This is a genomic window from Streptomyces sp. 4N124 (assembly GCF_052245395.1).
In the GTDB taxonomy this organism is placed as follows: Bacteria; Actinomycetota; Actinomycetes; order Streptomycetales; family Streptomycetaceae; genus Streptomyces.
The window spans coordinates 1-20,169 of the sequence record NZ_JBQQBS010000096.1 but is presented as its reverse complement, the minus strand read 5'-3'; the positions used below and the strand labels follow the sequence as shown (position 1 = coordinate 20,169).

19 protein-coding genes and 7 pseudogenes are annotated in these 20,169 nt (G+C 69.0%); 15 read left to right on the top strand and 11 right to left on the bottom strand.

The features are described 5' to 3' along the window. From ACTWQO_RS46260 to ACTWQO_RS46240, 5 genes are all read right to left on the bottom strand, one after another. On the bottom strand, positions 1 to 813 hold an 813-nt coding region (locus ACTWQO_RS46260), incomplete at its 3' end, for a hypothetical protein (protein ID WP_443243410.1). An 85-nt stretch (positions 814 to 898) separates the two neighbouring features. Then, positions 899 to 1,021, bottom strand: a complete 123-nt coding sequence (locus ACTWQO_RS46255) for a hypothetical protein (RefSeq protein ID WP_443243409.1) — start codon at positions 1,019 to 1,021, stop codon at positions 899 to 901. A gap of 58 nt (positions 1,022 to 1,079) precedes the next feature. Then, positions 1,080 to 1,604 carry a hypothetical protein gene (locus tag ACTWQO_RS46250; RefSeq protein ID WP_443243408.1) on the bottom strand — a complete coding sequence of 175 codons (525 nt, stop codon included), beginning with the start codon at positions 1,602 to 1,604 and terminating at the stop codon, positions 1,080 to 1,082. Positions 1,605 to 1,901: 297 nt separating this feature from the next. Further along, positions 1,902 to 2,225, bottom strand: a complete 324-nt coding sequence (locus tag ACTWQO_RS46245) for an AfsR/SARP family transcriptional regulator (protein WP_443243407.1) — start codon at positions 2,223 to 2,225, stop codon at positions 1,902 to 1,904. After that, on the bottom strand, positions 2,186 to 2,506 hold the full coding sequence (locus tag ACTWQO_RS46240) for an AfsR/SARP family transcriptional regulator (RefSeq protein ID WP_443243406.1): 321 nt from the start codon (positions 2,504 to 2,506) through the stop codon (positions 2,186 to 2,188). Before ACTWQO_RS46240 ends, ACTWQO_RS46245 begins: the two co-directional genes overlap by 40 nt. Positions 2,507 to 2,793: 287 nt before the next feature. On the opposite strand from ACTWQO_RS46240, the gene ACTWQO_RS46235 reads away from it, so the two are divergent. From ACTWQO_RS46235 to ACTWQO_RS46225, 3 genes are all read left to right on the top strand, one after another. Continuing rightward, a complete protein-coding gene (locus tag ACTWQO_RS46235; RefSeq protein WP_443243405.1) occupies positions 2,794 to 3,324 on the top strand; it encodes a peptidase inhibitor family I36 protein in 531 nt (176 codons plus the stop codon). Positions 3,325 to 3,641: 317 nt separating this feature from the next. Then, on the top strand, positions 3,642 to 4,172 hold the full coding sequence (locus ACTWQO_RS46230) for a peptidase inhibitor family I36 protein (RefSeq protein ID WP_443243404.1): 531 nt from the start codon (positions 3,642 to 3,644) through the stop codon (positions 4,170 to 4,172). Between the two features lie 60 nt (positions 4,173 to 4,232). After that, a complete protein-coding gene (locus ACTWQO_RS46225) occupies positions 4,233 to 5,156 on the top strand; it encodes a hypothetical protein (RefSeq protein ID WP_443243403.1) in 924 nt (307 codons plus the stop codon). A 176-nt stretch (positions 5,157 to 5,332) separates the two neighbouring features. Here ACTWQO_RS46225 and ACTWQO_RS46220 read toward each other — a convergent pair whose 3' ends face one another. From ACTWQO_RS46220 to ACTWQO_RS46210, 3 genes and pseudogenes are all read right to left on the bottom strand, one after another. Beyond that, positions 5,333 to 5,779: a hypothetical protein gene (locus tag ACTWQO_RS46220; protein WP_443243402.1), complete on the bottom strand. Its 447-nt coding sequence runs from the start codon at positions 5,777 to 5,779 to the stop codon at positions 5,333 to 5,335. 160 nt (positions 5,780 to 5,939) lie between these two features. Continuing rightward, positions 5,940 to 6,806 (bottom strand): GNAT family N-acetyltransferase, encoded by an 867-nt coding sequence (locus tag ACTWQO_RS46215; protein ID WP_443243401.1) that lies wholly within the window; start codon positions 6,804 to 6,806, stop codon positions 5,940 to 5,942. A gap of 296 nt (positions 6,807 to 7,102) precedes the next feature. Continuing rightward, a pseudogene (locus ACTWQO_RS46210) lies at positions 7,103 to 7,219 on the bottom strand (IS5/IS1182 family transposase); the annotation flags it as partial. A 34-nt stretch (positions 7,220 to 7,253) separates the two neighbouring features. Between ACTWQO_RS46210 and ACTWQO_RS46205 the strand changes: the two are divergent. From ACTWQO_RS46205 to ACTWQO_RS46180, 6 genes and pseudogenes are all read left to right on the top strand, one after another. After that, positions 7,254 to 7,496 (top strand): annotated as a pseudogene (locus ACTWQO_RS46205) (IS110 family transposase); the annotation flags it as partial. Between the two features lie 184 nt (positions 7,497 to 7,680). After that, entirely contained in the window at positions 7,681 to 8,043 is a 363-nt protein-coding gene (locus ACTWQO_RS46200) for a transposase (RefSeq protein ID WP_443243400.1), read from the top strand. Positions 8,044 to 8,625: 582 nt separating this feature from the next. Beyond that, entirely contained in the window at positions 8,626 to 10,407 is a 1,782-nt protein-coding gene (locus ACTWQO_RS46195; RefSeq protein WP_443243399.1) for a protein kinase domain-containing protein, read from the top strand. Positions 10,408 to 10,954: 547 nt separating this feature from the next. Continuing rightward, a pseudogene (locus tag ACTWQO_RS46190) lies at positions 10,955 to 11,322 on the top strand (SDR family NAD(P)-dependent oxidoreductase); the annotation flags it as partial. Between the two features lie 146 nt (positions 11,323 to 11,468). Continuing rightward, entirely contained in the window at positions 11,469 to 11,789 is a 321-nt protein-coding gene (locus ACTWQO_RS46185) for a hypothetical protein (protein ID WP_443243398.1), read from the top strand. Between the two features lie 43 nt (positions 11,790 to 11,832). Beyond that, positions 11,833 to 12,258, top strand: a pseudogene (locus tag ACTWQO_RS46180) (transposase); the annotation flags it as partial. Here ACTWQO_RS46180 and ACTWQO_RS46175 read toward each other — a convergent pair. Next, positions 12,194 to 12,902: pseudogene (locus ACTWQO_RS46175) on the bottom strand (transposase); the annotation flags it as partial. The pseudogenes ACTWQO_RS46180 and ACTWQO_RS46175 overlap by 65 nt on opposite strands. Positions 12,903 to 13,216: 314 nt before the next feature. On the opposite strand from ACTWQO_RS46175, the pseudogene ACTWQO_RS46170 reads away from it, so the two are divergent. Both ACTWQO_RS46170 and ACTWQO_RS46165 read left to right on the top strand, forming a co-directional pair. Continuing rightward, positions 13,217 to 13,333: pseudogene (locus ACTWQO_RS46170) on the top strand (hypothetical protein); the annotation flags it as partial. A gap of 237 nt (positions 13,334 to 13,570) precedes the next feature. After that, a complete protein-coding gene (locus ACTWQO_RS46165) occupies positions 13,571 to 14,236 on the top strand; it encodes a response regulator (protein ID WP_443243411.1) in 666 nt (221 codons plus the stop codon). A gap of 238 nt (positions 14,237 to 14,474) precedes the next feature. Here ACTWQO_RS46165 and ACTWQO_RS46160 read toward each other — a convergent pair whose 3' ends face one another. Further along, positions 14,475 to 15,680, bottom strand: coding sequence for a monooxygenase (locus ACTWQO_RS46160; RefSeq protein ID WP_443243397.1), 1,206 nt, complete (start codon positions 15,678 to 15,680; stop codon positions 14,475 to 14,477). Between the two features lie 211 nt (positions 15,681 to 15,891). On the opposite strand from ACTWQO_RS46160, the pseudogene ACTWQO_RS46155 reads away from it, so the two are divergent. The 4 genes and pseudogenes from ACTWQO_RS46155 to ACTWQO_RS46140 form a co-directional block, all read left to right on the top strand. After that, positions 15,892 to 16,124: pseudogene (locus ACTWQO_RS46155) on the top strand (transposase); the annotation flags it as partial. Positions 16,125 to 16,165: 41 nt separating this feature from the next. Further along, the gene (locus tag ACTWQO_RS46150) at positions 16,166 to 16,729 is read left to right on the top strand and encodes a reverse transcriptase domain-containing protein (protein WP_443243396.1); all 564 of its coding nucleotides are present in this window, start codon (positions 16,166 to 16,168) and stop codon (positions 16,727 to 16,729) included. Positions 16,730 to 16,998: 269 nt separating this feature from the next. Next, complete coding sequence (locus ACTWQO_RS46145) at positions 16,999 to 17,460, top strand: aromatic-ring hydroxylase C-terminal domain-containing protein (RefSeq protein ID WP_443243395.1); 462 nt, start codon at positions 16,999 to 17,001, stop codon at positions 17,458 to 17,460. Positions 17,461 to 17,545: 85 nt separating this feature from the next. Then, positions 17,546 to 19,696 (top strand): MMPL family transporter, encoded by a 2,151-nt coding sequence (locus tag ACTWQO_RS46140; RefSeq protein ID WP_443243394.1) that lies wholly within the window; start codon positions 17,546 to 17,548, stop codon positions 19,694 to 19,696. Between the two features lie 203 nt (positions 19,697 to 19,899). Here ACTWQO_RS46140 and ACTWQO_RS46135 read toward each other — a convergent pair. Continuing rightward, positions 19,900 to 20,169 (bottom strand): ATP-binding protein (locus ACTWQO_RS46135; RefSeq protein ID WP_443243393.1); only part of this gene is annotated, 270 nt, incomplete at its 5' end.

Here is a 20,169-nt window from a genome sequence, read left to right as displayed (position 1 = left end):
GTCCATGGCGGCGAGGGCGTCATCGAAGGCGGCGCGCCGGTGGTCCGGGTTCGGGAAGAACGGCAGATCGAGCCGGGCGGCCGTCATCGTGTCGATCGGCGTCCCGGTGGGCTCCTGGATCGGCAGCAGGACGTCGTCGCCGTCATCGCCCGCGACGACGTCCCGGATCCGCGCGGACACCGCCAGGTACGGGACCGTGGGCCGGGACGGATGCGTGCAGAAGTCTCCCGCCGCGACCTCCCGGAGGACCTGGACGACGGCGCGGCTGAAGGCGCAGTCGAAGGCGTCGGAGTCGGGGGCCGACGCGGCGAGGACCCAGGCCCGGTTCGACGCCTGGAAAGGGCGGCGATGCCAACGGGGCACGGTGGCAACGCCGGAGCGGCAGAAGTCGAGCAGGAACAGGGTCCGTGGTCGTGCGTCGCCGCCGGCGACCACGGTCCGGACCCACGCGTCGACGTTGCACGTCTCGTCGCGCCGCCCGTCGGCGCCGATCGCGTACGCGGTGTCCAGATCTGGGGGCTGGTCGCCATGGGTGATCACGTGGACGATCACGACATCGTCCGGGCCCACCCCCTGGATCGTGCGGGTCACGGCCGCGCCCAGGTCGGCCGCCGCCGGCGCCGTCGCCCCGGCCAGCAGGGTCACCTGGTAGCCGAGCTCGTCGAGCATCGCCGCGACGCGGCCTGCCCAGTCGCCGGCGTCGGGCAACGGCGGCCAAGCCGCGGAGTCGATCGCCTCCTCCGCATCGGGTACGGTCCGCGAGCCGGCGGCGAACTCCGCGATCCCGACCACGAGAGCGCGCCGCTGGCCCATTCCGTTCACCATCCGTGTCCCCGGGGTCAAGCCGATGATAGGCCGAGAACGATCTCGCCGCCGGGTTTCTCGATGACCCGTCAGCTCAGGGTCTCTCGGCCGCGACCTTACGCGCGAACGCCCGCTCCACTCCCGCCGTCGCGACGCCGAGCTCACCTACGACCATGGCAAGCAGGTCGTTGGAGAAGCGGGTGGAGGGCAACGACACGCTGAGGGCGCCGCGCAGGTCGTCGTCGGCCGTTGCGGCACTCCAGCGGTGATCGCGCCTAATGGTTGGCGTAGGAGCTGGCCCTGTCCCGGCAGACGATCTCCGCTCCCGGGCGTGCCCGGAGCCATGCGCTGAGGGTGTCTGCGGTGCGGTCGGGCAGGACATCGATGCGTTCCCCGGTCTCCATGTTCAAGATGATCGTTCCGTACACGTGCCCCTTCTTCAGGGCGAAATCAACAAGGCCCAGTACTTGAGGTGCGGCGCCGACCTGCTTGTCCGGCAGCCTGCGTACGAGTCTGAGCAGGGAGTTCGCACTCGTCGGGATGGACAGGTGCTCGGCCAGCCCAGCGCCCCGACGCCCGGCGAGCGCCAGTGCGATCCGCTCCAGCGAGCGACGTAGGAGCGGTGTGCGCCGCGCGAATCGCTCGGTGAGCCCGTCAACTTGCTCGACGAACGTGCGGCGGTCGCACCCTGCTGCCGGGCAGGGGAAGCGTCGCACCATCAGGTCGATCACGACCTGCTGCCCAGCCGCTGCGACGTCGGCCAGCCGCCGCCGGTAGCCATCATGGACGCGGCGGGACACGGCGCGGCAATCCGGGGCACGCCGCCTGGCCCGTCACCGTCCGCGCCGTGAGGGCTACCTCGCGGCCCTCGGCGCTGACTTCCTCCACCACCACGGATGAGAGATGGGAGAACGCCGTGGAGAACCACGAGAACACGCTGCAATCACACGAACGGCCATCCCTCCAGCCGTTTGTGACGTCGTGTCACCGCCCCACAAGAAGTGGATCAGAACCATTTCTGGTGGCCGCCGTCAGGCTGGAGCGAACTGCTGCACCTCGGCACCCGGATCCGTACCCAGCTCCTCGACCAGCCGCTTCTACAGGTCGGCGAAGCAGGCCAGGGCCTCCGGGCTGCGCCCGGCAGCGTGCAGTGCCCGCATCAGCGCCACAGTGAGCGGTTCGACGAGCGGATGCTCGGCGACCAGACCGTTCAGCATGCCGATCACCCCGGCCGGGTTGCCTACACGGAGCTCGGCCTCGGACCACGCCGGCACCGCCTCGATCCACTGCTGCCCCCAGCTGTGCCGGGTGCGCTCGACCCACGCACCGGCCAGGCCCGCCAGTGGCTCACCGCGCCACAGCCCGAACGCCTCCCGCAGCATCACCACCCGCTCGGCATCTGTGCGATCCGCCGCGCCCACGCCGCAGCTGCGACACCCGTGTCCGTATCGACAGGCACGGCCGTGTCTGCCAGCGTCCGGCGGATCCGGGCGATGTGCGTGGAGAGCGAGGGCCGTACCCGGGCCGGCACGTCCTCCCCCCAGACCCGGTCGATCAGCGTCTCCATCGTCACCCAGCGGCCCGCGTCCACCAGCAACGCCGTCAGAACCGTGCGCTGCTTGGCCGGACCCAGGTCCACCACCGATCCGTCCGCGCCCCGTAACCCGACGGTGCCCAGCAGCAGGAAATCCGTCACACCCATCCCCCGAGGTCACCTTGCACCATCCCGTGCACCGCGCTGACCAGTGAAGCAAGGTTTTCGCAAGGTTCGGGCCCACATTCACGGCACACCGTATGACCGACGGGCCCTCCGACAAGAGACGAATCGCGCGCTCGGTATCGGCCAAGGCCGGCCGCCTGGACTACCCATCTGCGGTGCCGGGACACCGCGGCGCGTTGGCGGCGCGAAATCCGAGTGCGCCCGTACCAGCATCCTTGCCGCCACCGTCCTCAGCCACGACCAGCACCACACCACGACCAAGGAGAACAGTGATCAGGACCAGAATCACCACCGCTGTGGCGGCCGTAGGGATCACCGCCCTGACCCTGGCCGCCCTTCCTGGCGCCGCACAGGCGTCCGACCTCGGCCGGGAGGCTTCGTCGCCGGTCGCCGCTGAGGCCGCCACTGCGGATCCCGGGCAGAGGAGCGACTCGTCCGATGTGTCACCGCAGGCCTGGACCGACTGTCCACTGACGTACTTCTGCGTCTGGGTCGACGGCAACTACCAAGGACCACGGGGCCAGTTCAAGGACTCCAACCCCGACTGGGACCGTTTCAACCAGTCCGCTTGTCTGTTGTCGGACACCTGGTCCAATTGCGCCTCGTCGGGCTTCAACAACGGCACGAGCGGCATGGGCGTCGTTGTCTTTGATGGACCGAATTACAACGGCCATACGCGGTGCCTCCCGAAGGGCTGGCGCCACCCCTACTTCACCCAGGTGCACTGGAACACCAGCCCAACGGTGGACATCAACGACAAGATCACCGGCAACCAGTGGCGCTCGGACTGCCACTACTGAACCGCCTCCGCGACGGATGACCGTCCGTGAAGTGGCAACCGTGCTCTTCGTGATCGCGTTGGCCGCTCAACCACCGATCGGCGGCCTGACACCGCAGTGCATCGGCAACATGAAGTACGCGCGGCCGCGTCGAAGCGAGTGCGCACGCCAAACAGCCGTGCCAGCACCGCCCGCCACCCCGACCGGCACCACGACGCACGGTCGCGGGAGCCGCAGTAAAGAGCAGGGGGTCCGTAACAAGCCCTGCCCGGCGCATGCCGCCCGCGAGCTCTTCGGCACCAACGAGCCGACACCACCACGACAGCGAAGGAAAACCAGTGATCTGGACCAGAATCACCACCGCTGTGGCGGCCATAGCGATCACCGCCCTGACCCTGGCCGCCCTACCCGGCGCCGCACAGGCATCCGACCTCGGCGGGAACGCCTCGTCGCCGGTCGTCGCGGAGTCCGCCCCTGCGGAGTCCGCGCCGGCAAACGGCTCGTCCGATGTGTCGCCGCAGGCCTGGACCGACTGTCCGCTGACATACTTCTGCGTCTGGGTCGACGGCAACTACCAAGGACCACGGGGCCAGTTCGAGGAATCCAACCTCAGCTGGGGCAGCTTCTACCAGTCCGCTTGTCCGTCGGGCACCTGGTCCAATTGCGCCTCGTCGGGCTTCAACAACGGCACGAGCGGCATGGGCGTCGTTGTCTGGGATGAACCGGGGCATGACCACGGCCATTCACGCTGCCTCCCGAAGGGCTGGCGCCACCCCTACTTCACCCAAGTGCACTGGAACGACAACCCGACGCAGAACATCAACGACAAGATCTCCAGCAACCAGTGGACCTGGGACTGCCACTACTGAACCGTCCCGACCGGCGAACAGATGACTGGCAGGCTGATCATGAACCACCCTTCGCGACGGATGACCGTCCGTGAAACGGCAACCGTGCTCTCCGTGATCGCGTTGGCCGCAGTCCTGATCTGCGTCGCCGGATGCGTCGCCGGCCCGGCTTCCCGGCCGGACCCCGCGGCGCCCTCGGCGCGGACACTCGAACGCGCGGCCGCGGTACTCACCAACGACGCCACCGCGAAGCGGCAGCGCTGGCTGCTGTTCAACGCCCAGCAGCTGCTTGATCAGCGGTGCATGCGGAAGCTGGGCCTGCGGTACCTGATCACGAGCGCGGGCCCGGAGCCGTCGGCCGGGGTCACCACGGCCGACGTGCTCGGATCCGGCTCATCGCCCAGCTACGGGGTGTCCCTCAAGGGGGGCGGCGGCTCGGGCGAACCCGCGCAGGACCAGTACGTGCGTTCCCTGCCCTCCGCTGAACGGAACCGCTATGTCACCGCCCTCAACGGGCCGGCCGACCAGGCGGCCCCCCTGACACTGCCCAGTGGCGACAAGGGGTCCTACGCCACCGGCGGCTGCACGGCCCGGACACAGGCCCACCTGTACGGCAGTGTTCGCGCCGCATTCGAAGACGTCCTCGTGCCGCAGGACGTGAACATGCTCTTCGACGCCTACCTCGCCCACGACCGCCCCTACCAGGCGGCGCTCGGCCGATGGCAGCGATGCATGTCCAGGGACGGACGAAAGGCGCAGAGCCCCGCGGCCTTGATCCAGTCGCTGAAGGCCAAGGCCGCCCAGGGAATGAGCCCCGCCTCGCTCGACCGTGACCAGCGCAGGGAGGCCACGGCGGACCGGCGCTGCGACGCCGAGAGCGGACTGCGCGCCACGCTCGCATCCCAGCGTGAAGCCTTCCTACAGCAGCAGCCCCAAACGACGCTGTCGCGGCTTGAGGGCGTGTGGCAGCTCAGGCAGCAGGCGCTCCGGCGAGCAGCCTCGTAGAAGGTGTTCGGCCCGACCGACAAGCGACGATGAATCCCGGCGGAGCGGAACCTCCTGCCCGAATCCTGCGGCGCCCGCACTGTGCCCGGTTCGGCGAGAGCGGCGCTGCCAAGCGCAAGGCAGCCGGAGGGCATCGGGCAACCGGCGAGGCCGCTGCGTCATTCGGTCGGTTTTGATCAGTCGGTCGGCATGGGGTGACACAGCGCCCCGCTGGGCCTGCGGCAGTGGCGGACGGGCTGTTGTGGCGTCGGCGCGGGGTGAGGTTTTCGGCGTACAGGTCGGCGGTCACTGCTTCCCGCGCAGCGGCTCCAGCTTGCCCCGCACCCCGGTGTCCATACCCAACGCCTCACCGACGGCCCGGGTGGCGACCGGCCCGCCTGCCGCACGGCGGCCAGGATGTGCTGGTAGTCCGCCGGCAGCGCGGACTCGGCCACCCCTGACACCCGGTCCGGGACCAGCCGCACCGCCCGATCCACCACCTGCACCACCGGCGACCCGGCCGTTGCCCGCTCGGCAGCGAGATGCTCGCTCATCCGCTGCCACACCCGCACCGCCACGGCCAGCTCGTCCCGCTCGGCCAGCACCTCGGACAGCTGATTGACCCAGCTGCTCTTCGAATTCATCCAGCTCCGCGCGGCGCGCGGTGATCCGCTCATGCACCTCGGGGTCCACCATGCGCCGGAGCGTACGAGCGCAACCCGAGACGGCGGATGAGAAACCGGAAACCCGCACATGCCAGATGATCTACGCCCCAGACTGCCGCCTTACCGAGCCGCCCCGGCGTCAGGCCGTCCGGATCCGGTCCCGCACCTCTGGCCGCACCTCGAACCCGGCCGCCTTGTACGTGGCGACGCCGCCGACGTTGGAACTCGGCGTGCCTACACGTACGCTCGACGAGCCCATCTCCCGCAGCGCGGCCGCCCCGGCCACGGTGATCGCCCGGCCGTAGCCGCGACCACGGTGGTCCTCGTGGACACCCATCGGCTCGACCAGCCCCGGCTTCCCCGGGCCGGCCGACCACACCGTCACCACCGCCGCCACGTTGCCCTGGTCGTCATAGGCGCCCAGGCAACGGGCGTCGGCGTAGAACGGTCCCGCCGACATCGCGTGCCAGTATTCGCCCGTAGGCCGCGAGGTGCTGAACGCCGACCGCAGGACGTCGGCGAAGTCCTGCGCCTGCTCCGAGCCGAGCGACTTGATCCGCACGCCGGGGTCCTCCACCGGCTCGGTGAGGTCGCGGAAGAGCGGCGTCCACGGTTCGCCGACGCCCCAGCCCTCCTTGCTGAGCAGGTCGTGGAGCAGCAGGCCCAGCGGCGCCTCGATGGACACCGCTCCTTCCGGCAGCACGCCGCGCTCAGGCAGCGAGAAGTCCTGGACAAGCCGCCGCGCCAAGTCCTCATCCTGGAAAGCGTCCGGAACGACCGTCATCCGCATCAGCGTCGGCGAGTCGAGCATCCCGACCGCGAGAATCCGCCCGCCCCGACTCCAGGTCCGAACCACTGCGGCCGTCTCGGCCGTTCCGAACCGGCAGTTCCAGCCGATGTCCCCGGAATGCAACTGCATCGGCGCTTCGTCGTACTGCCACTCTCGCAGCGCGGCCATGGCATCGCGTACCCCGTCGACAGTCGGCGTACCCAGCACAATCGTCATAGCCGGGATCCGACACTCCATCCCGAAGGTCCGCAACCGATTAACCGGGCCGGCCGCTGATCCCGCAGCGGCCCGACCAAGAGTTTCAGCTCCCGCAATAGCCCAGCAGTTTCGGTGCCCCCTGTTCCGCGCGGCGCGCGGTGATCCGCTCATGCACCTCGAGGTCCACCATGCGCCGGAGCGTACGAGCGCAATCCGATACGGCGGGCGAGAAATCGCAAAACCCGCGCCTGCCAGACGATCTACACCTCAGACTGCCGCCCACGACCAGCACGAGTACGCCGAAGACAACTCACGCCCGACTCGTGACCTGCACCTTCACGATGCACAGCGCTGAGTGGGCGTCCGGCCGCTACGACCAGCCGTGTGTTGGCGTCGATGACAACCTGGTGGTCAGTGGAATAGCGGTAGTTCTAATGGGGCCCGAAGGCAGCTCATGAGCCTCCTGTGGACGGGGCCCCTGCCACATTGGTGCAGGGCCGAGTCGTCCTAGAGATCATCTGGACCTTCGAGTCCTATCGGCAGACGGGGCCGGCCCGGTGCCCGCAATCCCGCGGCGAGGGCGAAACCGACGCCAAGGACGCCGCCGTCATCGCAGACCAGGTCCGCGTCCGCCGCGACCTGCACCCCTTACGCGCCACCCACGACACTGTCACCGATCTCAGGTCCTCACCGGCCGGCGCACGGACCTGGTCGCTGACCGCCCGCACCGTCAACCGCTTGCGAGCCCAGCTCACCGGCGTTTTCCCTGGTCTGGAACGGGCGTTGGACCTGACCAATACCGGCCCGCTCACCTTGCTGACCAGGTACCAGACCCCGGCGGCCATCCGCAGAATGGGGACCAAGCGGCTGGTGACCTGGCTGCGCAACCGCCATGTCGTGCGCCCTGCCCGGCGAGAAGCTGGCCGCGGAACTGGTGCACACGCTGGCGAAGGAAGTGATGGGCCTCAACCAGCAGGTTGCCGATCTCGACAAGGACATCGAGGCCCGGTTTCGCGACCACCACGCCTTCGGCGTGATCACCAGCTTGCCCGGCATGGGCGTCATCCTCGGCGCCGAGTTCCTCACCGCGACCGGCGGCGAAATGACGGCCTTGGACACCGCCGACCGCCTCGCCGGCGTCGCCCCGGTGCCCCGCGATTCCGGGAAGATCAGCGGCAACCTGCGGCGCTCGCAGCGCTACAACCGCCGCGTTCAACCTCCTGTGGGCACTCCTGCGCGACGGACGGCGCTATGAGCTCATGCCGCCCACTGCTCAGGCCACTTGACTGACCACATTGGGAATCACTGCGTCACATACAGCACTCCCCTTGAAGAGCGGTTCGTTCGGCCCCATTTTGGGGGGCGTCTGCTTGGTGGCTTGGCGCCGTGATTCCATCGGGTTGACGCTGAGGTACAAGTGCCCGACGCGGTGGTCTCCCCAGAATGAGGGGGCTTGGGCCGCCTGTCGCCCTCTGCCTTATGTGATCTTGAAAGGTCTCGGCTTGGCCTCGCGAGAAGTGCTCCTTTCCATACAAGCGACGAAGCCCTCGGCGGTCATATCGTTGCAGTTCAGGAGCATGCACTTCGGCTTTGGCCCACTTATTGGGAACCTGCTTGGCGAAAGGCCTGTCAGTCCCGGTAGCCAGCGACTGTTGCGCTGAGGGGTGTCCCCGCCCTTGCACAGCGCATCGTCGCACGTGAGGCTCCGGCACCGGTCGGGGTCCTCGTCCGGATGGTGAGGAAAGGTAAGACCGTTGCGTCACGCGCGCATCAACTACTCCATATGGCACCGACGTTCACTAGGTGACGTGCAGAAGAGGTTCATACGGAGGGGTACGTGGAAGCGCTGAAACCCGAGGACCCGCGATCCGTCGGGGAGTATGAGCTACTTGGACGCCTGGGCGCGGGCGGTATGGGCCAGGTCTTCTTTGCGCGTTCCCCGGGCGGCCGGAGCGTCGCGGTGAAGGTGGTGCATCCTGAGCTTGTCCGCGAGCCTGGATTCCGCGCCCGTTTCAGCCGGGAAGTGCAAGCGGCACGGCTTGTCAGCGGCGCGTTCACGGCCGCGGTGGTTGATGCCAATCCTGACGCCGAACAGCCCTGGCTGGTCACCAGTTACATCGCGGGCCCGTCGCTGCAACAGGCCGTCGACACTCAAGGACCGCTCTCGGCGCCCAGCGTCCTGGCTCTCGCGGCCGGGCTGGCCGAGGCACTGGTATCCATTCACCAGGCCGGTCTCGTCCATCGTGACCTCAAGCCGTCCAATGTGCTGCTCGCCGAGGACGGACCGAGAGTCATCGACTTCGGCATCGCCCGCATCGTCGAGGCCAGCGCCCTCACCCGAACCGGGCTGATAGCCGGCTCCCCGGGCTACATGTCACCGGAGCAGATCAGCGCCGGCGAAGTCGCCTCGGCCAGCGATGTGTTCTCCCTGGGCGCGGTCCTGGCGTACGCGGCCACCGGAACCAACCCGTTCGGTGCCGGGCCCACCCCCGCGCTGCTCTACCGCGTTGTACACACTGAGCCCGACATCGGTGGCCTGACCGATCCTGCCCTGCGTGCCCTCGTCACCGAATGTCTGGCCAAGAGTCCCGGGCAGCGTCCGACGCCGCGCGAGATCCTCACCCGGATCGGCACCGGCGACGCTGCGGGCAGGCCGGGCGCCCCAGGCCCGGTGACCGGCGGCTTCCCACCTGCCGTCAATCGGACGCATATGTTCGGCGGACACGACCCGATTGCCACTGTCGCTGGCCCAGCGCCCCACAGCACCCCACAGCGCACTCCCACCCACGTGGACACCGCCCTGCCGTCTCCGTCCAACACGGAGGTTCCGGTCGCAGCGGGAGGCAGCACCCGACGAACCCTTCTGCTGTCCGGGCTCGCCTCCGCGCTCGTGGCGGCAGGCGTCACGACAGGTGTTGTCCTCACCCGGCCCAACACAAGGAAGTCCGCCGCGTCGTCGACGTCGCCCGGCCAGTCAACGCCATCCGCATCACGCGCGCCGACGGGCCCGATACCCGTCGGTTCCTGGCCTCTTGACGAACGTTCCGGCACGTCCGCCACCGACACCGCCGGAGGCCACAACGGCACCGCAACAAGGGTCCAGTGGGGTAGAGGTCCGGACGGTGCTCCCCAGTTCGACGGTGTCGGCAGCGAAATCACGACCCAGGGCCCGGTTCTGGCCACCGGCGCCGGTCGCAGCTTCACCGTGTCAGCATGGGTCTTTCTTCCCGAGATCCCCGACTCCTTCGCCACCGCCGTCAGTCAGGACGCAGACACCGACAGCGTCTTCTATCTCCAATACTCGAGCGAAGACCTCCGCTGGGCGTTCTCCCACCGGGGCAACGAAGTCCGCGCACTGTCGTCCACTGCTCCGGCCACCAACGCCTGGACCCATCTGGCCGGTGTCTGCGACGAGTCGAGCGGCCGCATATGCCTCTACGTCAACGGTGCACCGGGGGACACCGTGAATGGCACCGAACCCATCGAATCCACTGGTCCCCTGGTGATCGGCCGCGGAAAGTTCGCCGGTGATCCGGTCGACTTCTTCCTCGGCAGCATCAAGGACGTCCAGGTCTTCGATCAGGCCCTCTCCGCTGCCCAAATCGAGACTCTGCGGTGACGCGAACTGAGGTAGTCAGCCTCGGCCGGAGTGGCGTCGGCGCTGGCGCCAACTGCACTACGACAGCCACCCGAACAGCTCCAGCCGTTTCTGCACCTTCGACGCGCGGGGTGTTCGCCGCGGACTCCACGGTCCCGGGTGCCGCACGGCCGCGAAGGACCTCGCGGGAGGCCGCGTCCGGGCCAGCGGGGTGCGCGTCGGTCGCGGTGCGCGTGAGCAGGGTCCACCCGGTCCACACATGTCGTCGAAGCGACCGTGCCGTCCGCCCCTCTCAATGCGACCTTGGTGGGCCAGCGTCGCCGCAAGCCGATCGGGCGGGTCGGCCAGTGCTCCCCCTCACAGGGCCGGGAACGGAGGCGGCGTCGGCACCTGACCACTCCAGAACGCCTCGTCGCGTCGGCGGGGGGCTTCGGGATCGACGGTGCAGGCAATCTTGCCGGCGGCGGTCGCACCTACGCGACGATCCTGGTCGACATGGCCACCCACTGTCCTGTCGACGTTCTCGCGGACCGCACCGCGAACACCTTCGCGGCGTGGCTTCGCAAGCATCGGCGTGGTCCGCACCACCACCGCGTTCCTGCCGCTGCTGCACTGCTCGGACGACCCTGTGATCGTCAACGTCAGCAGCGGCATGGGCTCCCTCGCCCTCACCCACGACCCCGACCGACCCGAGTCGCGTGTCGTCGCGCCGCTGTACACCTCGTCGAAGGCGGCGCTGACGATGTTGACCACGCAGTACGCGAAGGGGCTCAAGGACATCCCCGCGTCAACGCCGTCAACCCCGGCTACACGGCGACCGATCTCAACGGTCACAGCGGCCCCCAAATCCTCACCGAGGGCACGGACGCGATCGTCGCCCTCGCCACCGAGGGGGTCGGCGCCGACACCGGACGCTTCCGCTCAGCCTGGTCCTGAAATCCACCGCGCCGGACCGGTGGACCTTCTTGCGTGACGCGAGTTCAACTGACGGATTAGGAATAGAAGTTCAGCGAGCCATACCTGCCGATCGGCGAGTACGGCCCATACCCTAAGAAATGTCAGCGTTGAGCGGGAGGTCCGACGTGAGTGCTTTCTATATTCTTGCCATTCTCACCGTGGTCATAGCGATTGTCACCGGTGCTGTGACGTACCCGCTCGTCCGACGTGACCTCAGCCCGGCAGGAGCGCTGCTGGCCGTCGGGTGCGTTGCCGTGGCCGTGGGCGTCGGCTGGCTTTTGACGCTTTTCCATGCGTTGCTCGGTTTCGCGGTCGGTCTCGTGGTCTATCTGGTGACGCGCCGACATTTGACGGGTACGCAGGCGATGGTGGCCGGTGGCGCCGGTTATGTCGTCGGCACGCTGCTGTCCGTCGGTGCTCTTATGATGGCGCTCAGCGGTATGTAGAGCATGGCGTTGTCAAGTTATTCGTGGGCTGGGGGCTGCGGGTGTGGGCGGTGGCGGTGGCGGTGCGCGTTCAGGCCGCGATGGACACGCCGGCGAGCGGCTGGTGCCGGACGAGTTGTGGGGGCTGTTCCAGTGGGTTGTGTCGGAGGCGCCACGCGGCCCCAAGGTGGTGGCCGACGTCGGCACGGCGACCGCGAGGTGCTGGCCGCGACTGGTCCCGCTGCGCGATCGATTCGGTCAACATGCGGGCTCTGAAGAGGGGGATCTGACAGGTCCGAATCCTGTCGACCGGGGCAAATATGGCTCGAAGATCCACCTGATCATCGACCGGAACGGTCTGCCCCTGTCTGTCGGAATCTCCGCGGCCAACGTCCATGACAGCCAGGCCCTGGTCCCGCTCGTGCAGTCATGCCGACCGAGTAGGACAGCCACCGGCCGCGCTGCGCGAGCCAGGCCACGAACTCGTGGGTGCCGCCGGCGGAATCGGTGCGGATCAGCGTTCGGCGTCCACGCCGATACGTCTTCGGCAGCTGCGCCAGGGCGAGCCTGGTGGTGACGATGTGATCGGCTGCGGTGTTGGAGCCCGCGTTGTCGGGCCGCAGTAGTGCGGCGACCGGCTCCCCGGAGCCGCCCGACCGTGGTCGACGAAGCCGATGAGCGGATGGTGGCCGAAGGTCTTCTTCCAGGTTGGCGTCGCATCCTGCTTCTCGGAGTGGGACAGCACGAGTACGCCGTCCAGGTCCACGGTCACCTGCCCGTCGACGTCCGTGGCCGCCTTGCCCGCCAACTTCCAGACACGGGTGCGTACTTCGGTGCGGGTAGCACGGATCGCCGCCAGAGATCGACCGAACACGGCCGGCTCGGCCCGCAGCATCGCCACATCGGCCAGGCAGTCCCCGCCGAGCGCGACCGCGAGGGCCACGTCCAGCAGGATCTTCCCCGGATGTGGACCGCACGCGGCTTGCGCCAGCGCGCCAGAGCCGTCGATATCGCCGTATCCAGACCGGACTTGCGGGCCGTCTGGACCAGCAGCACGGCTCCCGCCTGTGAAACCACCGCCCGGCCGCCATCCTCGCCCCGGACACGCGGGTACAACCCGATACGCCTCTTCACCTGGGAAGTGCCTCCGACGGACGCGGGAACAAGGGTCTCAAGAATCCTTATTCTCGCTGGTCAGAGGAACTTTCTGCTTGCGTGATCGACTGCTGGACAGCCTGCCGGCACTCATGAAAGCCCGAGGCTAGAGCTATTTCCGAGGAGCCTCGGCTGCTTCCGTGCGCAAGTGTCTCCCAGCCCCGATCGAGACAAGCGTGATCATCGAGCACCGCAAGGAGTCGAACGTCGCCCTGCAGCACGAGATCCGAGCGCTGCGAAATCGGCTGTTGCAATGATTGCGATCCGGCAGCCCCGACCGGCTGGACCTCGGCGTGCAACTGGCCGCCCTCCGCATCGTGCAGGAGGCCCTGACCAACGCCCTCAAGCACGCCGGCCCGCGCACCACCGTCGACCTGAGCCTGGCGGCCGACTCCTGCCAGGTCCACATCGTCGTGCACGACAGCGGCCCGCCCGACGACGAACCCGCGCCGGCGGCCAATCGGCCTGAGCGCCGCTTTAACAGTCGTCTCAGGTTCGCTCAGTATGAAGTAGGCATCGCCGGGCGACGCGGGTCTCGGCCTCTCCGGCATGGCCGAACGCCCCGCGCTCTACGGCGGCACGGTCAGCGCCGGCCCCGCATCGGACGGCGGCTGGACCGTCTACACGACCCTGAAAGGCAGCCATTCATGATCTCTGTGCTCGTGGTGGACGCCCAGCCGCTGCAGCGCTTCGGGTTTCGCATGCTGCTGGAGAGCACCCCCGACACCGAGATCGTCGGCGAGGCCGAGAACGGCGCCGAGGCCGTTCGCTGGACCACCGAGCTGCATCCCGACGTGGTGCTGATGGACATCCGCATGCCGGGCGACGACGGGATCGAGGCCACCCGGCGCATCGCCGCCGCCGGTGGGCGTTCGCGGATCCTGGTGCTGACGACGTTCGACGTGGACCGGTACGCGCTCGCGGCGCTGCGGGCCGGGGCGAGCGGTTTCCTGCTGAAGGACATCCGCCCGGAGGAGCTGCTCGCCGGCATCCGGGCCGTCGCCGCCGGGGAGGCGGTGATCGCGCCGGCGCTGACTCGGCGGCTGCTCGACGCGTTCGCCGACCAGCTCGGCGATGACCTCTGCGGGCCCGTGCGGGAGGATCCCCGGCTGGACTCCCTGACCGGCCGCGAGCGCGAGATCCTCGTCGCCATCGGCCGCGGCCTCACCAACGGCGAGATCGCGCAACGGTTCACGCTGTCGGAGTCGACGGTGAAGACCCACGTCGGGCGGGTCCTCGCCAAGATCGGCGCACGGGACCGGATCCAGGCCGTCATCCTCGCCTACGACCTGAGACTCACCCGGCCGATTTAGCGCTTCATCTCGCGCGTCCGCCGGGGGCGCGACTGTGGTTCCCAGCCGCACCGCTCCGGGCCGATCCGCTCCGCGTGGTCGACCGCTCCGCTGCCGGGTCCGCCTGCAGCCGCCCACGTCACCGCCCGTCCGACCGCCACGACGCCGCACGGGTGTGACTTCAGTGCGAATGTGTGGGAGCTCAGAGCTGTTTTTCGGCTTGTTGACCTCAGTGAGCTCACACACGTTCGACGCCTCGTCAGGACTTGCGGGGGGAGACCGCCATGATGCCAATGCACATCTCGTCGCTGGTGCCGTCGCCCCACACCACGTAGCGCGGCGGCAGCTTGCTCAGCTGCGGCAGCCGTTTGCGCAGCCCCGCGTCGTGCTTACACGTCACCCGCAGCGTGTCCCCCGGGCCGACCTCCACCGGCGACGGCAGCTTCATCAGCCGCTGGTTGTCGAAGTCGAACTGCGGCACGTCCAGCACGACCTGGGCCTTCGGCGTGCCCGGGTTGAGTTCGACCTTGATGGCCCGCCCGAGCATGTGCATGTGGCCGAAACCGGCGAACAGCGTCGTCGGCGCCTCCACCTTGTGGTCGCAGGTCTGGGTGTCCCCGGGCTTCGGCGCGCCGCCCTGGTTGCACTCCTCCACCTGACTGTCCGCCATCTCGCCGACATCCGGCCCGAACCGCTTCGTCACGTCCGCGATCGAGGCCGCCCGGTCACAGAGCGGACCCGACTCGTCGGCGGCGCAGGGCAGGTCGGTCGGCGCGTCGAGCGACCACGTCTCGAGTTCCCGGGTCTGCGGCGTGCCGTCCGTCAGCCGCAGCCGCACCGCCGAGCGGTCCGACCCGGCCGGCTTGCCGTCGGTCGCGAGCAGGTTGTAGTGGATCTGGAGGACGAGCAGGCCGCCCGGCTCCAGCTTGTAGCCGACGTCCTGGTCGAGCAGCGTCTCCGTGGCGCCCGGCGCCCAGGTGTCCACCCACGCCGCGTCCCCCTCTTCCACCTCGGCGCCGGCCACGCCGGTCCCGCCGAAACACTGCCAGCCGAGGCCGGGCGTCTTCGCGTCCTGCTCGCGCACCGCGGCAGCGCCGCCCGGCGGCACCGCGTACACGATTGCGTGGTGTGCGATGGCGACGTTCTCCGGCGTGAACTGGGTCCCGGTCAGGAACGCCGCCTTGGTCAGGCCCGGATCGATCACCTGGCACCGGTACTCGTCCGTGCCGCCCTCCGGCGGCGCGGGCGTGTAGGCCTCGGCCATCTTCAGGTCGACGAACCGCTCGCCGGCGCGCAGCGGCTGCGGTGGAGCCGACGACCCGCTCGCGTGCGCGCCGTGCGATCCGGTCGCGGCGGGCGCCGCACTGTTGTCGGCGTCCGACCCGCAGGCGACGACAGCGAACGCCGCGGCCAGCGCCATGATGGCCGCCCCGAACCTCCGCAGTGGACTTCCAGGTCTCGTCATAGCCTGAACGCTAGGCCCGATTCCGTCCTGTTTCGTCGTACTGCGGTCGTCATCTTCGGGAGGGAGGTGGTACCACGGTACTTCTCTCCGGAGCGCCGTTCGACACCCGCACGAGAATCAAGGCCCGTCGCAACTGGGCCCGCAGTCACGCCCACGAAAGTCCGTCGGCGATGGACGGGAGCCAAACTCAGCAACCGACTTCTACGCCTGCCTGACCGCGCGGGTCGACGCGCTGTTCGAGCTCACCGACGCGGTGCTCTGTACTGATGGGCCGGTACGAACCCTGGTCGGGTTGTCGTTGCCGCCCGAGCACCGGCGCGGGCACGGCACGTCGTACGACGCGCTGAACAAGGGCTGGATCGAGGTCGAACGGCTCCGTGGCGTCCTCACAGGGCTGCCGCTACCGCGGTGCGCGGGCGGCTGGTCCTGGCCGTGGACGTCAGCGCCCGGCCCAGGCCCAGCTGATGCGCGCATCGGACCGGTCGATGCTGAAGCTGATCCGAGTTTGGCTGCGGATGGGAACCCCGCAGGGCTCACCGATTTCCCCGTTGCTGGGCAACATCGCGCTGCACGTGCTGGATGAGGCATGGCAGCACGAAGGCCGCCGGTTGGGGACGTTGGTGCGCTACTGCGATGACTTCGTGGTCCTGTCGCCGACCAGGAAACGCGCCGAGCAGGCGCGTGAACTGGCGGCGAAGGTGCTGGAATGCCTGGGGATGCGACTGCATCTACTACCTGCAACGCTGGCCCTCGGCACGAGCGCTGCGGTACTGCGGGACAAAGTCCGCGCGGCGACCGCGTGTTCGAAGTCGACGCGGCCGATGTCCGCTGTGGTCGCCGACCTCAACCCCGTGCTGCGGGGCTGGGGCGCGTACTTCCACAACGGGAACTCCGGACGGAAGTCAGGGCGACGGTGCATGCCAGTCGGTGAACGATGTCGGAAAGCCGTGTGCGGGAGAACTGTGCGCCGTCTGACTCGGCGCCAGATCGCCCCCGTAGGGGGCCGAGGTTCGGAAGGAGGTGACCTCGGGGCCACCCGCCTTACCTGAACGGGAAACCGCGATGGAACAACAGCACGGCGGGAAAGCACGGGACGCAATGAAGGCGTCGAAGGCGTGGCCGTGCAAGGCCCGCGTGACAGGGCGAAGGCCATACTGCTTGAAGCCAAGTTCCCAGCGGTGCAACCGCAGACCCTGCGACACGACGCCTGAAGTCGCAGCCACCGGCATCGGACGATGCGGTTTTGTCGTCTCAACCCTTCCGGTCGGTGGGCGGCAGGCAACGAGCCTGCTCAAGTGACCTGCCGCCGCGGGCCCTGATGCGACCCGACCCGCAGACCAGGGCGCTGTGGGAGATGTTCTCCGACCTGATGGACCTCGACGACGACCACCGGTACGTCGCCGACATGCTCGCCGACATGGACGTCCGGTACGACCTCGGCGACGACCACCGGTTCGTCGGCACCCTGTGCCCGGACATGAAGTTGACGCTGGAGCGGCCCGACCCGGACGTCGTCACCGCGGTGACCCGGTCGGCGGACCTGCTGCGTGAGGGTCGTGGGCTCCTGCTCGACCTCGTCGACCGCGCGGAGGCCCGCGACGCCGCGGCCGCGTGGACCGGACGGGTCAACACCGTCACCGCCCGCACGGACCGGGTGGACGTCGACGCGTTGCTCATCCGGCCCGACGGCTGTGTCGCCTGGGCCTTGCCTACCGGGCAGGACCTCGACGCCACCACGCTGGTGCGTGCGCTGGGCACATGGTTCGGCCAACCGGCCTGAGCACCGTATTAACAGTCGTCTCAGGTTCGCTCGCTAAGAAGTCGGCGTCAGATAAGCGATGCAACCCGTATGTAGGAGGCTAGTGATGGCAGTCAACGCAGCGCCGTCCGGGGAAGCGCCGGCCGGTCGGTTGGCAGGCCGGTGGGTGCCATGGTTGGTGATTGGCTTGTGGCTGGTGCTGGCGGCGGGCATGGTGCCGCTGAGCGGTAAGTTGAGCTCGGTCACCACCGACAGCGCGGTAGACACCCTTCCGGCCAGTGCCGAGTCCACCAAGGTGGCGGTGCTGGACGACAGTCTCCCCGACGGTGAGGACAGCACGTTCGTCTTCGTGTACCACCGCGCCGACGGCATGACCGACGCCGACCGCGCGACGGTCGAGCGCCACTACAACACCCTTGCCAAGCGGTACCCGCCGAAGGCGACGGCGGCGGCCGACGAGGAGGACGAGGGCTCACCGACGAGCCCCTCCACCGACCGCAAGGCGATGATGTTCACCCTCGAGGTGAGCACGGCCTACGGCGGACCGGAGGATATCGTCGGCCCGTTGCGTGACGCCACGAAGGACCGCCCCTCCGGCCTGGAACTCGACGTGACCGGCCCGGGCGCGGTCGACGGCGACATGGACGCCGTCTTCGACGGCATCGACGTGCAGGTCCTCCTCACCACCATCGCCGTCGTCACGCTCCTGCTCATCCTCACCTACCGCAGCCCGGTGTTGTGGATCATCCCGCTGGTCGCCGTTGGCGCGGCCGCACTGACCTCGATGGGGACCGTCTACCTGCTCGTCAAGGGCTTCGGCATCGTGGTCAACGACCAGAACTCGGCGCTGCTGACGATCCTGGTATTCGGCGTCGGCACGGACTACGCGCTGTTGCTCATCGCTCGATATCGGGAGGCACTGCACCACCATGAGAACGTCCGGGTCGCGATGGTCCACGCGCTACGCGGCGCGGCGCCGGCCATCGTCGCGTCCGCGGCAACCGTGGTCGCCGGCCTGCTCTGCCTGCTCGTCGCGGACCTGAACAGCACCAGCGGGTTGGGCCCGATCGGTGCGGCCGGCATCCTGTGCGCGCTGGTGGCCATGCTGACGCTGTTCCCGGCGGTGCTGGTGGTGCTCGGCAGGCGGATCTTCTGGCCGACCATCCCGCGGTTCAGCACGGCCGTGGAGGAGAAGCCGGGGCTGTGGGGACGGCTCGGCACCGCCATCAGCCGCCGCCGGTGGGTGGCGACGCTCGGCTCGCTCGGAGTCCTCGGCGTGCTCGCCCTCGGGCTGGCGGGCAACACCGGCGCCCTGCGGGAGCAGGACCAGTTCCTGTCCGCGCCGGAGTCGGTCACCGGCTTCACCGTTCTCCGCCAGCACTTCCCGGAGCTCGGCGGCCAGCCGATGACGATCTTCACGCGGCCGGCGCACCAGGAGCGGGTGCTCGACATCGTCAAGGACACTCGCGGTGTGGCCCTGGCCGTCCCGGAGCAGACCAGCGGTGGCTGGGCCAACATCTCCGTGTTCCCGAAGGACGCGCCGGACACCGTCGCGGAGTACGACACGATCAAGCGGGTGCGCACCGCCGTGCACGCAGTGAGCGGGGCGGAGGCGATCGTCGGCGGGCCGAGTGCGGAGAACCTCGACACCGAGGTGACCACCAAGCGCGACGAGAAGCTGGTGATCCCGCTGGTGCTCGCCGTCGTCCTGATCGTCCTCGGGCTGCTGCTGCGCGCGATCCTGGCCCCGCTGGTCCTGATGGCCACCGTGATCGTCTCATTCGCCGCAGCCTTCGGCGGCAGCGTGTTCGTCTTCGACACGGTCCTCGGGTTCAAGGGGATCGACTATTCGGTGCCGCTGCTGGCATTCCTGTTCCTGGTGGCGCTCGGCGTCGACTACAACATCTTCCTGGCCAGCCGGGCCCGGGAGGAGACCGTGCGTCTCGGCACCAGAGAGGGCATGCTCAAAGCCCTCTCGGCCACCGGTGGCGTCATCACCTCGGCAGGCCTGGTCCTGGCGGCCACGTTCGCGGTCCTCGTCACACTTCCGCTGGTGATGCTGATCGAGGTCGGGTTCCTGGTCGCCTTCGGCGTGCTGCTCGACGCCCTGCTGGTGCGGTCGGTCCTGGTGCCCGCCCTCACCTTGCTGATCGGCCGGCGGATGTGGTGGCCGAGCCGGCTGTCCCGTCCAGCGGCGGAGCTGCCGGACGGTCAACAGTCGCTCGCCGACGACGAGGAGCCCGCGCTGCAACGGTGAGCGCGGCGGCACGGACGAGATCCGGGACGGGGCCCCAGGCCCGTCCCGGATTTTTTCGTGGGCCCGACGGTCGCCGCCCTTTGGTCCTGCGCCGTGCGGCCGGGGCTGGGGTCGGCGCACCGTGTCCTGCCCCGACGGTGAGTCGCGCGGGGCCATGCCTGAGGGCCGCCGTCCCTTGTCCTGCGCCGCGCCGCCGGGGCGGGTCAGCGCGCCGCGGTGTCCTCCCCGGCGGTGAGCCGAGCGATCGGGGCGGGCGGGGCCGCGGCCGGAAGGCCGACCCGAAGCAGCGCGCCACCGCGTGCGGAGCGGGCGACGGTGGCCCGGCCGCCGTGGGCGTCGACGACCCGCTGCACGATCGACAGCCCCAGACCGGATCCCGGCAACGCCCGGGCGCTGTCGGCACGGTAGAACCGGTCGAACACCCGCGGTACGTCGGCGGCGTCGATGCCCGGCCCGGCGTCGTCGACCTCGAG